The sequence below is a fragment of the Salinibacterium sp. 10G20-15 genome (assembly GCF_057365065.1).
The window spans coordinates 2,006,181-2,021,519 of record NZ_CP195118.1; the positions used below are offsets into that span (position 1 = coordinate 2,006,181).

Below are 15,339 nucleotides of genomic sequence, written 5' to 3' on the forward strand. Positions count from 1 at the left end.
ACCCATTCTGCCCCTAGAGTCATCTCATGCTTCCGATCTTTGCCGCCGTCGTCGCCGGGCTCGGCTTTGGGCTCTCGCTGATTATTGCGATCGGAGCCCAAAACGCGTTCGTGCTGCGGCAAGGGCTGCGGCGGGAACACGTCACCGCAGTGGTGCTCGTGTGCATGCTCTCCGACATCGTGTTGATCACCGCCGGTGTTGCCGGCCTCGGGGCGCTCATCGAGCAAGCGACGTGGCTGCTCGTGATCGCCCGCGTCGGTGGAGCGATCTTCCTCCTTGTTTATGCGTTCCTGTCGCTTCGCCGGGCGGCCCGACCGCAAGCCCTCACCGCAACAGCATCCGGAACCGGGATGACGCTCGCCGCCGCCCTCTCGACGGCGTTCGCGCTCACCTGGCTCAACCCGCACGTGTACATCGACACCGTGCTGTTGCTCGGCTCCATCGGCGGAACCTACGGCGACGACCGGTGGTGGTTCGCGCTCGGGGCATGTCTCGGCAGTGTGATCTGGTTCACGGCGATTGGTTATGGCAGCCGCTACCTGCGCCCGCTGTTCGCTCAGCCGATGGCGTGGCGGGTGCTCGACATTCTGATCGCGGTCGTCATGGTGGTGCTGGCGGGTAGCTTGATTGCCGGGTTGTTCGGGTAGTTGCTCGCCTCAAAACGGTTTCATGACAATTCGTTAGATTCACTAGGTGGATGCGCGGCTGAGTGTTAGGAATCAACTATGCGTATTTGTGGAGTCGCTCTTGTCGGTATCGCGGTAGTGCTCGGACTTGCCGGGTGCGTCCCGGCTGAGCCCCAAGCATCCGAGTCTTCGGGATCATCGGGGTCTTCCAGCGATGCGGGCGAATCAAGGATGCCGTTCTTGAGCGAGGATCCCGGCATGCAGCGATCAGGTTTTAACGACGCAATTCTCTTTGAGCAGGTGGATGTGGGCGCCCACGAGTATTCGCTCCCGCCGCTAAGCGACTCTGTCGATCAGCTTTTTCTTGCCATCGGCTGCGACCGCTCATCGGAGTTCGAGCTCTTTCTCGTCTCTGATGGAGAGGTTGTGGACGGAGTGCAGGCAAACGACTGTGCGAGCGAGCGCGGGACCGCGGCAATGACGAGCATTACGGAGCCGTTAGACGCTGACCCGTCCACCTTGAAGCTCAGGGTTACCGTCGACGACGGTGTGTGGTTCAGCGTCTCGGTGTTCGAAGGGGGCAGCTCGGCCGAGTAGCCAACTAGTCCTCCCCATCGGGGCGCGTGGGTAAGTCTTCTCCCACATCGTGCCCAGCCTCGGTCGTGGCTGTGCCGAGGCGCGACGCTTGAGCCATGGCAGCAAAAGATGAATTCGGCGCCCGTGGCGAACAGCTTGCGACCGACCACCTGACTAGTGCAGGGCTTGAGATCCTCGACCGCAATTGGCGGTGTTCTCAAGGGGAACTCGACATTGTGGCGCGCGAGCGCGACGAGCTAGTTTTCGTCGAGGTCAAGACTCGCTCGAGTGTGATGTTTGGGCATCCGTTCGAATCGATCACTGCCACCAAACTCGCGCGGCTGCGGCGACTCGCTGCGGCCTGGTGCGATGACCATCCGGGATCCGGTGCTTCCGTGCGCCTTGATGCCATTGCGGTGATCGTGCCCTCTCGTGGCGTCGTGGAGATCGAACAGTTGAAGCGCATCTCGTGATCGGGAGAACGTACGCCGTTTCCCTGCTCGGGCTCGAAGGTGCGATCGTGGAGATCGAAGCAGACCTCTCCAACAACCTTCCCGGGTTCGTCCTTATCGGGTTACCCGACACCGCACTGGGCGAGGCAAAAGATCGCGTGCGGGCCGCAGCAACGAACTCCGGATGCGGGCTGCCGAATCGCAAAATCACCGTCAACCTGTCCCCGGCTGCGCTGCCCAAACACGGCTCCGGCTTCGACCTCGGAATCGCGCTCGCGGCGCTCGCCGCCTCGGGAACAATCTCGGCAGAATCGATCGACCGAGTGCTCCATATCGGAGAACTCGGGCTCGACGGGCGCTTGCGGCCAGTGAACGGTGTCTTGCCCGCGGTGCTTGCCGCGTCGCGAGCAGGATTCACGACCGTCATGGTGCCGAGCGGCAATGCCGATGAGGCATCGCTCGTGCCCGATATGCGCGTGATCGCGGTGCCCTCGCTGCGGGATGCCGCCATCTGGCATGGCGGAGAGTTTGAGCCCGAACCAGTCGAGGTAATCACTCGGCCCGCTCCTGAAGTGGCGGCTGATACCGGCGGCGACCTTGCTGACATGATCGGTGGCAGCGACGCGATCGACGCGATGCTTGTTGCTGCAGCCGGAGGCCATCACGTCTTCCTGCTTGGCCCTCCGGGCGCCGGCAAAACCATGCTCGCCGCGCGACTGCCCGGGCTCTTGCCCGATCTCGACCCGCAGGCGGCCCTCGAAGTCTCCTCCATTCGATCGCTCGCCGGACTCCCGGTCGGCAGCAGCCTCACGACTCGACCACCCCTCGAAGCGCCTCACCACACGGCGACGGCCGCGGCGCTCGTGGGAGGCGGCAGTTCGCAGATACGTCCGGGTGCTGCCGCCCGAGCCTCCGACGGAGTGCTCTTTCTCGACGAAGCACCCGAGTTTGCGCCCGCAGCGCTGGACGCACTTCGGCAACCTCTCGAATCGGGGGTCATCAGCATCCATCGCGCCAACGCGATTGCCCACTTTCCGGGCCGCTTTCAACTCGTAATGGCGGCCAACCCCTGCCCCTGTGGGCAGTGGGGTGCGCGCGACAGCGAGTGCACGTGTCCGCCCAATAGTCGGCGGCGGTATCTCGCCCGTCTTTCGGGGCCGCTGCTTGATCGCATCGACATTCAGTTTCGGGTCGAGCGCATCACGAGCGCTCAACTGCGCTTGGCGGGAGAGCGACCGTCACTCTCGACCGCGGATGCTCGGGCTCAGGTCACCGCTGCTCGCGAGCGTGCCGCGGCTCGCCTCGAAGCTACGCCGTGGCGGCTCAACTCTCATGTGCCGGGTTCGTACTTGCGTGGCCGCGAGTTGCGACTGACACCCAAAGTTACCGCGGGGCTCGACCGCGCACTCGAGCGCGGAGGCATCACGATGCGCGGGTACGACCGAGTACTCCGTGTCGCGTGGTCGCTTGCCGATCTCGCCGACGATTCCCGCCCCGACGACACTCACGTTGGGCAAGCGCTTTACCTTAGAAAGGCCATGTCGCAGTGACCATGTTTGGACTCAAAGAATCAGAAGTAGCCACTCTCGTCAGGGCAGTCAGCGTCGGTGGCGGTGACGATCTCGACCGCGATGCGATCGAAGAACGTTTCGCTCGCGCCACGTGGAGCGGCTTAGCCGAGCCCGGCGACCGCCTGGCCGGTCGCGCCATCCAACAGCTCGGAGCCGTGCGCGCTCTCACGGCCGTTGTCGAGCATTGGGAGCCAGCGCGATTCGCGGCAACGCTCTCGGCTGACGGCGATGCAGTGAGCGACGACGATATGGCCCAAGCAATCGACCGGTGGATGCCGCGGCTCAAGTCGAACACCGCGCTCATCGCTCTGCGTCAGGCCGCACGCTTTGGCGCACGCCTGCTCACGCCCGACGACACGCTGTGGCCGTCGCGGCTCAACGATCTCGACTGGCACGCCCCCTCGGCGCTGTGGGTTCGCGGAACCGATGAAGCTCTTGCCGGAATCGAACGCGGCATCGCCCTCGTCGGAGCCCGCGCTGCCACCGGCTATGGCGAACACATCACGATGGAGGCTTCCGCCGGGCTCGTTGATCGTGGCTACACGATCGTGTCTGGCGCCGCCTACGGAATCGATGGCATGGCTCACCGCGCTGCGCTCGCCAGTCACGGCCTCACCGTCGCTTTTCTCGCCGGGGGAGTAGACCGTTTCTATCCGAGCGGTCACGACGCACTTCTCGGCCGCATTGCCGAGAACGGCGTCGTCATTTCGGAGCTCCCGTGCGGCTCACCACCCACCAAGTGGAGGTTTTTGCAGCGCAACAGATTAATTGCAGCAGCAAGCATGGCCACAGTGGTTCTTGAAGCGGGCTGGCGATCCGGCTCCCTCAATACCGCTGGCCACGCGGCCACCTTGGGTCGACCGCTGGGAGCGGTGCCCGGCCCGGTTACCAGCGCCGCCTCCGCGGGCTGTCATCGTCTCATCCGCGACTACGACGCCGTGTGCGTCACTAACCCCGACCAGATGGCAGAGCTAGCGCCGCTTGAGCGCGCGTTGCTCACTGTCGATGAGGCAGCGGGCGCAGAGCACTCCGCAGCGTCTTCAGGCGCGAGCCCGGATGCCAGCAGCCCGCGTGACACCGACACGGTCCGTCTTCTCGACGCCCTCAGCGCTCGCAGCGCGCGTTCCGCCGACGATGTAGCCGCGCGCAGCGGGCTCGCAATCTCCACCGTTCGCGCCCAGCTCGGCCTGCTCGAACTCGACGGCCGCGTCACCGAGGCCGAGCGCGGTTGGAAGCGTGTGGCATCCGAACGCAGCCGCCGAGCGTGAGCGCAAACTGGTGTCACCGACGGGCGTTTTCGGGCGACTCGAGGCGGATCACTCCTACGATGACCGCCCCCAACATTGCCAACACCCCCGCTCCCAAGAACAACCACGAGAAGCCGCTTGTGAGTGCGACGGGAGTCGAAGCCCCAGTTTCGAGCAGCGCATCCGTCCGCATCGCGGCCAGACTCGCCAACACGGCAAGCCCCAACGCCCCACCGATCTGCTGACTCGTGTTCACCAAACCACCAGCGAGACCGGCCTCGCCGCCATCGACACCAGCGACGGCAAGCTGAGTAGCGGTGACGAAGGCGGCCCCCAAACCCACCCCAATCACGAGAGTCGGGCCGAGCAGATTCGAAGCGAAACCGGCATCCGCAGGAGCGAATGACAACCACAGCAATCCACCGGCCAGTACAGCGAAGGAAACACTGAGTGTGCGTCGCAGTCCCCAGCGGTTCACCGCAACAGGGGCGACCCCTGCAATCACCACCAGCGCACCCGCGAGAGGCAGTTGCGTGAGTCCCGCCGTCAGAGCGTCAAAGCCCAGCACAGCTTGCATGAACACCGACAGCGCAAAGAACAAAGCGACCATCGCCGCTCCCAACAGCAACATCGCCACGTTGCCGACCGCGACACGTCGATTCGTGAATATTGCCAACGGAACCAGCGGTTCGACAGCACGACGCTCCACCACAACAAACACGGCAGTCAGCGCGACCGCCAGCCCGGCAAGCATCAGCGTGACGGGGTGCAGCACGCCAAGCTGTTCCGTCGCACTGAACATGCCCACCGTCGCCACGAGCGCACCCGTCACCGACACCGCACCGGGAAGATCCAAGACACCGGATGCCGTGCGCTCGTCTCGAGAAATGAGAAACGGAATGGTCGCCAACACCAGCACTCCTACCGGCACGTTCACAAAGAACACCCACTGCCAACCCCACGACGACGTGAGAATACCACCGAGTAGAACACCTGCCGCAGACCCGATGCCCGCGACGCCTCCCCACACGCCCAAAGCGCGGGCCCGGTCACCAGGCTTGGGAAACAGGTGGGTCAGCAACGCCAGCGCAGCAGGAGCTAGCAATGCTGCTCCTGCGCCCTGCACTGCACGAGCTGCCAGCAACATTCCGCTGGAAGCTGCAAGGCCTGCGGCTGCAGAAGCGAGCACAAATATGATGACGCCCGCCAAGAACACTCGCCGATGGCCCCACCGATCTGCCAGACGACCGCCCAACAAAAGCAGCCCGCCGAACGCGAGCACGTAAGCAGTGATCACCCACGCAAGAGCGGCCGTCGACATCTGCAACTCGACGCCCACGACCGGTAACGCAATATTCACGATCGATGCATCGAGAACTACCAAGAACTGAGCGAGCGCCAGCACACTAAGCGCCCACCAGCGTCTACCGCTGCGAGGCAATCGAGAGGCGCCATCGCTTGCAGATGCAGCACGGCGCGCAGTCCGAGGAGGGAGAGAAGGAACAGTAGACACGAGAACTCCTTGAGGTTGAGATAACGAACGAACAGACGAACAGACGAACAGAAGAACGGAAGAACAGACGAGCAGATTGATGAGTGATTGATCACTCACTCTTTGTGAAAGCTGGGCGAAGGGCTCCTTAAGGAAAACAAAGAACGGAGGATGAGTGGGAAGAAGGGCGGCGACACGCCCCTCAGCGCGCTGTGCTCAGGGATGCCGGATGCCGTGGGTCAGGATCTCAGCCCAAGGCTGGGTTTCGCCCTCGACGCCTGCTGTCACGATCAGGTGGCAGAGCTGCCCGTAAGCCATGAAGCGCTGCACATCAGCATTGCTGCCGTTCGAGCGTTCCTTTGCAAACGACGTGACGCGAGCCAGGCCTTCCCGCAGCCCGGCCCCGACCTCGGGAATGTGGGTGATCGACTGCGCGTGCACTTGAATGCTCAAGAGTCGACGATCCCCAATGAGTTCGGCGTAGGCGTCGGCCATCGCATCGAGGATGCCGGTAGGGGACTGGTCGGATGCGGCATCCGCCCCGCTGCTGAGCGCGGCGATCACTTCGTCGAAGCAGGCTTCGAGTGCGGCAACGAAGAGCGCCTCTTTGCCGGGGAACAATTTGAAGACGTAGGCGGGGGAGATGCGTGCTTCGCGCGCAACGTCGGCGATCGTGGTGCCGTGGAAGCCGCCGCGGGCGAACTCGCTGAGGGCGGCAGCGGCGACGATAGGGCGGCGAAGCTCGGCTGTAGAGAGAGTGGTCGAAGCAGGCATATGAGTGAATGTACACTCACTCATGGCTGGGTGCAATCTTTGTTGCCTGCACAGGGAAGTGGTCGCCGCAAATCGAACCTCAAAGCACTCTGGCCGCATGCTGTTGAAAGTTGCATGCCACCGTCGACGGGCGCAAAACTCCTGTGTCTACGCCAAAATCTTGCGAAATCGGCGCACTCTGCGCGGTAACCATTAGAAACTCTTACCTTTTATGTGCGCCGATTGAGATTGTTACTAATCCTTATCTCTGCAAAGGTAGACAGCCAAGCCCACCGCCGCGCAGACGAAAGGCAACACTGTGAACGATCTAACCTTCCAAATTATTGCGATGGTCATTTATATGGCCGCAATGCTCGGTATCGGGTGGTGGGCGTACAAGAGGACAACCGACCTCGATGACTACATGCTCGCCGGCCGAAAGCTCAGCCCCGGCGTTGCTGCGCTTAGCGCTGGCGCATCTGACATGTCCGGCTGGCTGCTTCTCGGACTCCCCGGAGCCTTCTACGTAGGAGGCCTCGTCGAGGGTTGGATCGCGATCGGTCTGACCATCGGTGCCTGGCTCAACTGGAAGTTCGTAGCCCCGCGACTGCGGGCCTACACCGAAGTATCGAAGAACTCGATCACGGTACCGAGCTTCTTCGAAAACCGATTGCGCGATAAGACGCACATTCTGCGCATCACCGCCGGCATCATCATCCTCGTCTTCTTCACGTTCTATGTCTCTTCCGGAATGGTTGCCGGCGGAAAATTCTTCGAGAGCGCCTTCAACTCTGAATACCTTGTCGGAATGCTCCTCGTCGGCGGCGTCACCGTTCTCTACACCCTCTTCGGAGGCTTCATCGGTGCGACCTACACGGACGTTGTTCAGGGCATCATGATCTTCCTCGCCCTCATCGCGGTACCGATCATCGGTATCACCCAGGTGGGTGGCGTTGATGGTGCGATCGAATCGATCCGCGCAGTCAGCACCGAAGAAGTCGACATGCTCAACCTCTTCGGCGGGTCCGCGATTGCTGCAATCTCCGCTGCAGCGTGGGGCCTTGGCTACTTCGGTCAGCCGCACATCCTGGTTCGGTTCATGGCGCTGCGTTCACCCGGGGATGCCGTAGCCGGTCGCCGCATCGGCATCAGTTGGATGATTATTTCCGTTCTTGGTGCGCTTGCCTCGGCCCTCATCGGTGTCGCGTACTTTCAACAGAATCCCGAGCTCACGCTGGACGACCCCGAGAAAGTCTTCCTCGAACTTTCGCAGATCTTCTTCCACCCGCTCATCGCCGGTTTCGTTCTCGCTGCAGTGCTCGCCGCTGTGATGAGCACGATTTCCTCGCAGTTGATCGTGTCGTCGTCGGCTCTCGTCGAAGACCTCTTCAAGATCATCGCGAAGAAGGAAGCAACTCCGAAGGCGCAGGTCGTTCTCGGTCGTATCGGTGTTCTCGTCGTCTCGGTTGTCGCGATCATCATCGCGCTTGACCCGCAGGCGTCAGTGCTCGACCTCGTCGGTTACGCCTGGGCTGGTTTCGGTGCCGCCTTCGGACCGATCGTCTTGCTGTCGCTCTTCTGGCGCAAGCTCACCGCGCCCGGCGCTATTGCCGGAATGATCGCCGGTGCGGTCACCGTCGTCATCTGGGGCAACAGCGATGCGCTCTCCGGTGTCATGTACGAAATCGTGCCCGGCTTCATCCTCAACATCGTCGTCGCGATCGTCGTGAGCTTGTTCACCTTCAAGCACAGCGACAACATCGTGACTGAGTTCGACTCCGCCGTTGAAGGTGTTCGCACCGGAACGGTCACGTTGCCGGTCTTCGACAAGAAGGACTAGTTCTGCGCGATCGACTAGCGCCCCACCGGGCGTAGTCAGTACAGGATGCCCGTCGACCACAGCTGTGGCGGCGGGCATCCTGCGTTAACTGGCACGATGTGAGCACGCGGGCATTCGCACCGCCTCGCGAGTGCCCTATTGAATGACACCCGGCAGGCCTAGGCTGGGCTCGTGATTCAACTAGGCCAGTACCCTGCCCCCAGCCACGTCATCGCTCACGTGAGTGACACCCATTTGCTTGCGGGCGGCCGACCGCTCTACGGGGCGGTCAACACGATCGAGCACCTCGAGCAAGCTCTTGCCCAGCTCGAGCGATCGACTGCCAACCCGCAAGCGATCGTCTTCACCGGGGACCTCGCCGATCTGGGGGAGCCCGACGCCTACACACGTCTTCGCGAAATTGTGGAGCCCGCCGCAAAGCGCATGAACGCCGAAATCATCTGGGTCATGGGTAATCACGACGAGCGCGACCAGTACTCCAAGCTCCTTTTCGATGATGAATCGGATGCTCCGCAAGACCGGGTTTATCTGATCGACGGGTTGCGCATCATCTCCTTCGACACCACGGTGCCGGGTTACCACCACGGCGACATTAGCGATGAGCAGTTGGAGTGGCTGCGGGCCGAACTGGCAACCCCCGCACCGCACGGCACGCTGCTCGCTGTGCATCATCCGCCGATCCCCACCCCCATGCTCGAAGCAATGGGCATGCTCGAATTGCAGCGCCAAGAGCGCCTGGCGGAGGTGCTGCAGGGCAGCGACGTACGCGCGATTCTGGCAGGGCATTTGCACTACTCCACCCACTCGACGTTCGCGGGTATTCCCGTCTCGGTCGCTTCGGCGACGTGTTACACGCTTGACTTGAGCGCCGAAGATCGGCTGCTTTCGGGCGTCGACTACGGCCAGGCCGTGAACGTGGTGCACGTGTACGAGAAGCAAACCGTCCATTCGATCATTCCGGTGGGCGACACCGCGGAGATCACGGGTCACTCAGCAGAGGCGTGGGCGCAGATCGAGGCGATGACTCCCGAGCAGCGGCTCGAAACATTCTCGGCCAAGAACTCCACCTTCAATGCTGCTGAGGTCGCTGCCTCCGACTAAAGCGCTGACGCTGACGCCGACGCCGACGCCGACGCCGACGCCGACGCGTGCGCGGTAGCTGTCGTCGTGGGGCACCTCGTGCACTACGTGCCCAGTTGAGCGTGAAATCATTGCGATATGACTTTGGGCTCGACACACACTGCATCGACACACACTGCACCGACCACACGCATCGAACAAGAGCAGCGCGAGATTTCGCCCGAGTTTGTCACCGACACCATTAAGGTGCTCACGAGCCACGAATCGATTCGCAGCTTCGAGGAGACGCCGCTTGCGGCGGAAGTTCTCGAGGCCATTCTGGTCTCGGCTCGCAGCGCCCCGACATCCTCGAACCTCCAAGCCTTCAGCATCATCGTCGTCGAGGATGCTGAGCGTCGTGCCCGCCTGGCCCACCTCGTCGGCGACCAGCGCTACGTCGCCGAGGCGCCCGTCATGCTCATCTTCTGTGCCGACGTATCGCGGTTTCACTACCTGGCGGAGCGTCAGGGGCGCGCTTTCGGGGCAGACAATCTCGAAATGTTCTTGACGGCATCCGTCGATGCCACGCTTGCGCTCCAGAACGCACTCGTCGCCGCCGAATCCTTGGGGCTCGGCACCGTGCCCATCGGATCGGTGCGCAATAGCCCGAGCGCGATCGCCGAAGAGCTGGGGCTGCCGCAGGGCGTCTTCGCCGTGGCGGGGCTCACGATCGGGTATCCGAAAGAGGGCGTTCGGCGGGGCACAAAGCCGCGCCTGTCCAGCGAGGCCGTCGTGCACCGCGAGCAGTACTCCAGTGCGGATGTAGAAAAGCACGTGCGGGAGTACGACGACGTCATGATCGCCAACGGCCTCTATGCGGGGCGTCAGGTTGGCGGCGGTGGCGCTGACATTCCGGATGCCGAATACGGCTGGGCAGAGCACACCGCTCGCCGCACGAGCAAGCCCGATGGGGTGACCGGGCCGTCCGCTGCCCTGCGCGATCACCTCAAGGGTGAGGTTGAGGCGCGCGGCTTTCCGATTCGCTAGCGCCCAGCCTTCGCTGACTCGGCACGGCTAGATCGCGCCACCGCAACAAGAATGAGCGGCTGAGCCACCTTCATGAGCGCCCAAACCAATTTGTAGCGGATGCTCGGAACCGAGAGTCCGCGACCGCGCGCTGCCGCGCGCAGAGCCGAACGCACCACGAAGTCCGCGTTGAGCCACATCCACTTCGGTGCCATGTCGGAGCGTTCGATGCCGAGGCGGGCATGAAATTCGGTGCGCACGAAACCGGGCGCGACTGCACTGAATGTCACACCGCGGTAGCGGTAGTGCGCATTGGCCCAGCGGCTGAAGCTCAGCGGCCACGTCTTAGCGGCTGCATACATTCCGAGCGGCGCCCCTCCCGCGATACTCGCGACCGTCAGGATGGTGCCTGAGCCTCGGGCGAGCATGCCCCCGAGCGCAGCGTGGCTGAGGCGCATGGGCACCGTGGCCAAAATCTCGAGCATCCGCTCTTCGTCATCGACGGAGTTCTTTTCGAACTCCTGCGCAAGGCCGTAGCCCGCGTTATTCACGAGATAGCTCACCGGATGCTCCGTGGAAGCGAGCCGCTCTTCAACCGTTGCCCGCTGCTCCGGGTTAGTGAGGTCGGCGCCGAGCACCTCGACGTCCACGCCGAAAGCCGAGCGCAGCGACTCCGCCACACTCTCGAGGCGAGCGCGGTCGCGCGCCACCAGGATCAGGTTGTGGCCGGCTGAGGCGAGCTGGCGGGCGAACTCTGCGCCCAGTCCCGCGGTTGCGCCCGTCACGAGAGCGGCACCGACGTGCTGTGCTGAAGATGGAGTGGTCATCCCGAAACGCTATCGCGTCGTAGGCGAATGTCTGCAGCATGCCGCACGATAGACACGTGAACCTGCACCGGCTCGTGGATGTGTTTGTCGAGTACCTCTCGGCAGACCGCGGCTTTAGCGTACATACGATCCGTTCGTATCGTTCCGATCTCACCACGCTTGTCGATTTTGCTGCTGAGCGCGCTGCGACGGTACCTGCCGATCTCGATCTCGAGTTGCTGCGCGAGTGGCTCTGGCAGTCGTCGCAAGACGGCCTCGCTAAGGCGACGCTCGCTCGCCGCGCAGCAGCAGCCCGAGCTTTCAGCGCGTGGCTGACTGCTAATCACCACACCGAAGTGGATGCCGCGGCGCGGCTCAAAGCGCCCAAGGCCGAGCGTCATCTGCCCCGGGTTCTCAATCGCGACCAAATGACCGAGATGTTGCAGAGTGTTGAGGCGCGCGCCTCCTCGTTCGACCCGATTGCGCTGCGGGACAGAGCTATCGTCGAGCTCTTGTACGCTTCGGCACTGCGGGTGAGCGAACTCGTGGGTTTAAGCGCCAACGATGTCGACGATTCGCGACTCACCGTGCGAGTGATGGGTAAGGGCTCGAAGGAACGTGTTGTTCCGTTCGGCATCCCGGCCCAACGGGCACTCAGTGACTATCTTGAGCGCGGCCGGGGTCAACTGACGTCGGAAAGCGGGGGAGCAGCTCCGCTATTCGTGGGCGCCCGGGGAAAGCGCGTCAGTGCGCGCACGGTGTACGAAGTGATTGCGCACTTATTGGCCGATGTTCCGGGATCGGGCGGTTCTGGACCGCACACCTTGCGGCACACGGCGGCCACTCATTTGCTCGATGGTGGCGCCGACTTGCGCGCCGTGCAAGAACTTCTCGGGCACGCGAGTTTGGGCACGACTCAGCTGTACACGCACGTTTCCACCGAACGCTTGCGTGAAAGCTACCGAACAGCGCACCCGCGAGCCTGAACGCGCTCGGTAGCGAGACCGCGGGGGCCGAGCCCGCCGACAGTGCCTGAGGTGTGCGGCTAACGCGATCTAGCTGCCGAAAACTGTCGGCCCGACCTGCGTCTCAGGTTTCCACGACGAGCGTCGCGGTCCGGGCGGATCAATCTTGGGCGGGGCCACGGCCGGCTTCGGTGCCGGAATGTCGGCGGGGTCGGGAAGCTGCTCGCGGTAAATCGTGACGACCTGATCGAGATATCGCTCGATGACCTCTTTCTCGGTGTCATCGAAGTTGTCGAGTACTCGGTCGATGCCCATGATCATCGGCATCAAAGTTGCCATCGCGGTCTCAACAGAACGCGGATTAGGGACGACGACGACGCTGCGACGGTCGGTCGGATGCTGCTCACGAGTGACATGACCGACGCCTATCAGGCGGTCAATCGAGGCCGTCACGGCGGGAGTTGAAATATTGAGGCGACGCGAAAGTTCAGTCGGGGGCAGCGGCCCACTCATGATCAGGTGTTCCATCGCTTCGAGGTCAGTGGCGTTGACGGAGAGAGTGCGGCCGACGTGCTCCTCGAACTCTTCACTGATGTCGAGGATGTCCCGCAGCAGTTGGGTGGGGCGGCGTGCTTGGGGGCGCTCCATGGCGGGTTCGGTGTGTTGCATGGTGAACACTTTACCGGTATGTTTCTAACTTGTCTAATATCTAGTCAATCGAAGTACTTTGCTTCAGAAGGAGAGCGATGTCTCGCCTCAGGACGTTCATCACCGCCCGAAAGACTTCGTGGATCGTGTTGGTCGCCGCGTTCCTCGCCGCTGGCGCGATCTTTGCTGCCGGTTCCGGCAATGAAGAGGGCGCACTTCCCGGCGTTGGTCTTCCGGATTCCGCCGAATCCGCCCGGGCCGCTGCTGCCGCAGAAGACCTGCCGGGCGCCGATTCCACAGTCGCGCTGCTCGTGTACACCCGCGAAGGCGGCGATCTCACCGACGACGACATCGCCGCGATCACTGACGCGACGGGTTCGCTGAGCGAATTCTCCGCTGAGGGATTCGTTCCCCCGCCCTCGGTTTCCGACGACGGCACGACAGCCCTCGTCACGGTTCCGCTCGATAAGCTCACTGAAGCGGGCGAACAAGCGGAGCGCGCTGACGAGATTCGCGCCGAAGCCAACGCGGGACTGCCAGACGGACTCTCCGCCCTGTTGAGTGGCCCGGAAGGATTTGCTGTCGACATCGCTGCCGTCTTCGAGGGCGCCGACTTCACTCTTCTCCTCACGACCGTCATCGTGGTCGCCGTGCTGCTGCTCGTCACTTACCGCAGTCCGTGGTTGTGGCTCGTGCCACTCATCGTGGTGGGTACTGCTGACGGTCTCGCGGGCATCGTTGCCGCTCGCGTTGCCACTCTTGCCGGCATCCAGTTGGATGCTTCCGTCACCGGCATTCTCTCCGTACTCGTTTTCGGTGCTGGTACCAACTACGCGCTCCTGTTGATTGCGCGATACCGCGACGAATTGCGCCTGGTCGAGGATCGCCGTGAAGCCATGTCCCGTGCCCTGCGCGGTGCGGGCCCCGCCATCATCGCCAGCGGTAGCACCGTGGTACTCGCCCTCCTGACGCTCGTGTTTGCCGAGCTTCAGGGCAACCGAGCCCTCGGTATCGCCTGTGCCACGGGTGTAGTTATCGCCATGATCTTTGCACTCGTTGTTCTGCCTGCCGCTCTCGTGCTCTTCGGGCGTGGCCTCTTCTGGCCCTACATTCCCAAGTTCGGCACTGAGGGCAGCGCTGAGCGCGGCGTCTGGCACAAGCTCGGTGTTCTCGTTTCCAAGAAGCCTGTCGCCGTCGCCATTCTTGGCGCAATCGTGCTCGGAGCGCTCTCGTTGGGCGTGCCGCAGATCAAGATCGGCCTCTCGCAGACTGAGAGCTTTACGCAGGTTCCCGAAGCAGTGCAGGGCCAAGAGCTCATTGCGGATGCCTTCCCCGCCGGCAGCGGTTCGCCGGCGTCGGTCATCGTGAACTCTGACTACGCCGAAGAAGCAGCCCAGGCTGCCGACGGTGTCGACGGCGTTGATGCGGTTCGCATTGGCGAGAGCACGTCCACGATCACGCAGATCAGTGTGGTGTTGGATGACGCGGCCGAGACGGAAGGGTCGTTCGCCGCTATCGAGGCTCTCCGTGCGGAGCTCTCGACGATCGAGGGCGCTGACGCGCTCGTCGGTGGGCTGGATGCGCAGGCTCTCGACGTTGAGCGCGCTCAGCAGTCCGACCAAGACTTGGTCATCCCGCTCATCCTCGGCCTCGTATTCATCGTCTTGGTGTTGTTGCTCCGTTCGCTGGTGGCTCCAATCCTGCTGCTGCTCACGGTCGTCGCGTCGTTCTTCGCAAGCCTCGGTGCGAGCTGGTTGCTCTTCCAGACGGTGTTCGACTTCCCGGCGATCGATACAAACGTGGTGCTGTTCAGCTTCCTGTTCCTCGTGGCACTGGGTGTCGACTACAACATCTTCTTGGTCACTCGCGCTCGAGAAGAAGCTGTCGAATACGGCACTCGCCAGGGCATGATTCGGGCACTCTCGTCGACCGGTGGCGTGATCACGAGTGCCGGTATTCTGCTCGCCGCGGTCTTCGCGGTGCTCGGAGTGCTGCCGCTCATCACGCTCACACAAATCGGAATCATCGTCTGTATCGGTGTACTGCTCGACACCCTCCTCGTGCGAACCGTGATTGTTCCTTCGCTCGCATTCATGCTGGGAGAGAAGTTCTGGTGGCCGACTCGGGTGATCTCGGTGGGTGCTGAAGTGCGCACTCCGAAGGGATCGGGCGATCACGTTCGTACCCACGCTCCGGCGCACTCGACCGAGCACACTCCGAAGCACGCCGAGGGCGACACTGCTCCCCAGCACACGATCGACCGCTAAGTCTCCGTTCG

The 15,339-nt window shown here is 62.8% G+C and carries 14 protein-coding genes; 10 read left to right on the plus strand and 4 right to left on the minus strand.

Features of this window, described 5'->3' with window-relative positions; genetic code table 11:
• Positions 1-26 precede the first annotated feature (26 nt).
• The 5 genes from ACR3YK_RS09680 to dprA all read left to right on the plus strand — a co-directional run bounded on the left by ACR3YK_RS09680 (position 27) and on the right by dprA (position 4,493).
• On the plus strand, positions 27-647 hold the full coding sequence (locus tag ACR3YK_RS09680) for a LysE/ArgO family amino acid transporter (RefSeq protein ID WP_486174678.1): 621 nt from the start codon (positions 27-29) through the stop codon (positions 645-647).
• 78 nt (positions 648-725) lie between these two features.
• Complete coding sequence (locus ACR3YK_RS09685) at positions 726-1,223, plus strand: hypothetical protein (RefSeq protein ID WP_486174679.1); 498 nt, start codon at positions 726-728, stop codon at positions 1,221-1,223.
• Positions 1,224-1,318: 95 nt separating this feature from the next.
• Entirely contained in the window at positions 1,319-1,675 is a 357-nt protein-coding gene (locus tag ACR3YK_RS09690; protein WP_486174680.1) for a YraN family protein, read from the plus strand.
• Positions 1,672-3,204 (plus strand): YifB family Mg chelatase-like AAA ATPase, encoded by a 1,533-nt coding sequence (locus tag ACR3YK_RS09695; protein WP_486174681.1) that lies wholly within the window; start codon positions 1,672-1,674, stop codon positions 3,202-3,204. Before ACR3YK_RS09690 ends, ACR3YK_RS09695 begins: the two co-directional genes overlap by 4 nt.
• Positions 3,201-4,493, plus strand: coding sequence for a DNA-processing protein DprA (dprA, locus tag ACR3YK_RS09700; protein WP_486174682.1), 1,293 nt, complete (start codon positions 3,201-3,203; stop codon positions 4,491-4,493). The genes ACR3YK_RS09695 and dprA overlap by 4 nt, the downstream gene beginning before the upstream one ends.
• A gap of 13 nt (positions 4,494-4,506) precedes the next feature.
• Here the strand turns inward: dprA and ACR3YK_RS09705 are convergent, their stop codons facing one another.
• Positions 4,507-5,877, minus strand: a complete 1,371-nt coding sequence (locus ACR3YK_RS09705) for an MFS transporter (protein ID WP_486174683.1) — start codon at positions 5,875-5,877, stop codon at positions 4,507-4,509.
• A 303-nt stretch (positions 5,878-6,180) separates the two neighbouring features.
• Complete coding sequence (locus ACR3YK_RS09710) at positions 6,181-6,738, minus strand: TetR/AcrR family transcriptional regulator (RefSeq protein ID WP_100388607.1); 558 nt, start codon at positions 6,736-6,738, stop codon at positions 6,181-6,183.
• Positions 6,739-7,036: 298 nt separating this feature from the next.
• On the opposite strand from ACR3YK_RS09710, the gene putP reads away from it, so the two are divergent.
• The 3 genes from putP (at position 7,037) to ACR3YK_RS09725 (ending at position 10,663) form a co-directional block, all read left to right on the plus strand.
• Entirely contained in the window at positions 7,037-8,557 is a 1,521-nt protein-coding gene (gene putP, locus ACR3YK_RS09715; protein WP_486174684.1) for a sodium/proline symporter PutP, read from the plus strand.
• A 171-nt stretch (positions 8,558-8,728) separates the two neighbouring features.
• Positions 8,729-9,658 (plus strand): phosphodiesterase, encoded by a 930-nt coding sequence (locus ACR3YK_RS09720; RefSeq protein WP_486174685.1) that lies wholly within the window; start codon positions 8,729-8,731, stop codon positions 9,656-9,658.
• A 117-nt stretch (positions 9,659-9,775) separates the two neighbouring features.
• Complete coding sequence (locus ACR3YK_RS09725) at positions 9,776-10,663, plus strand: NADPH-dependent oxidoreductase (RefSeq protein ID WP_486174686.1); 888 nt, start codon at positions 9,776-9,778, stop codon at positions 10,661-10,663.
• Here the strand turns inward: ACR3YK_RS09725 and ACR3YK_RS09730 are convergent.
• A complete protein-coding gene (locus ACR3YK_RS09730; protein ID WP_486174687.1) occupies positions 10,660-11,469 on the minus strand; it encodes an SDR family NAD(P)-dependent oxidoreductase in 810 nt (269 codons plus the stop codon). The genes ACR3YK_RS09725 and ACR3YK_RS09730 overlap by 4 nt on opposite strands.
• Positions 11,470-11,507: 38 nt before the next feature.
• Between ACR3YK_RS09730 and ACR3YK_RS09735 the strand changes: the two genes are divergently transcribed.
• Complete coding sequence (locus ACR3YK_RS09735) at positions 11,508-12,434, plus strand: tyrosine recombinase XerC (protein ID WP_486174688.1); 927 nt, start codon at positions 11,508-11,510, stop codon at positions 12,432-12,434.
• A 69-nt stretch (positions 12,435-12,503) separates the two neighbouring features.
• On the opposite strand, the gene ACR3YK_RS09740 is transcribed toward ACR3YK_RS09735, so the two are convergent.
• Positions 12,504-13,082: a MarR family winged helix-turn-helix transcriptional regulator gene (locus ACR3YK_RS09740; RefSeq protein WP_486174689.1), complete on the minus strand. Its 579-nt coding sequence runs from the start codon at positions 13,080-13,082 to the stop codon at positions 12,504-12,506.
• A gap of 77 nt (positions 13,083-13,159) precedes the next feature.
• Here ACR3YK_RS09740 and ACR3YK_RS09745 point away from each other — a divergent pair, with 77 nt between their 5' ends.
• Positions 13,160-15,328 carry an MMPL family transporter gene (locus ACR3YK_RS09745; protein WP_486174690.1) on the plus strand — a complete coding sequence of 723 codons (2,169 nt, stop codon included), beginning with the start codon at positions 13,160-13,162 and terminating at the stop codon, positions 15,326-15,328.
• Positions 15,329-15,339 lie beyond the last annotated feature (11 nt).

Excerpts from the sequence above, each read along its gene's own strand:
- ACR3YK_RS09735 (WP_486174688.1), top strand. The coding sequence starts at position 11,508 with ATGCCGCACGATAGACACGTGAACCTGCACCGGCTCGTGGATGTGTTT.
- ACR3YK_RS09710 (WP_100388607.1), bottom strand. The coding sequence starts at position 6,738 with ATGCCTGCTTCGACCACTCTCTCTACAGCCGAGCTTCGCCGCCCTATC.
- ACR3YK_RS09730 (WP_486174687.1), bottom strand. The coding sequence starts at position 11,469 with ATGACCACTCCATCTTCAGCACAGCACGTCGGTGCCGCTCTCGTGACG.
- ACR3YK_RS09745 (WP_486174690.1), top strand. The coding sequence starts at position 13,160 with ATGTCTCGCCTCAGGACGTTCATCACCGCCCGAAAGACTTCGTGGATC.
- ACR3YK_RS09725 (WP_486174686.1), top strand. The coding sequence starts at position 9,776 with ATGACTTTGGGCTCGACACACACTGCATCGACACACACTGCACCGACC.
- ACR3YK_RS09740 (WP_486174689.1), bottom strand. The coding sequence starts at position 13,082 with ATGCAACACACCGAACCCGCCATGGAGCGCCCCCAAGCACGCCGCCCC.
- ACR3YK_RS09680 (WP_486174678.1), top strand. The coding sequence starts at position 27 with ATGCTTCCGATCTTTGCCGCCGTCGTCGCCGGGCTCGGCTTTGGGCTC.
- ACR3YK_RS09685 (WP_486174679.1), top strand. The coding sequence starts at position 726 with ATGCGTATTTGTGGAGTCGCTCTTGTCGGTATCGCGGTAGTGCTCGGA.
- ACR3YK_RS09690 (WP_486174680.1), top strand. The coding sequence starts at position 1,319 with ATGGCAGCAAAAGATGAATTCGGCGCCCGTGGCGAACAGCTTGCGACC.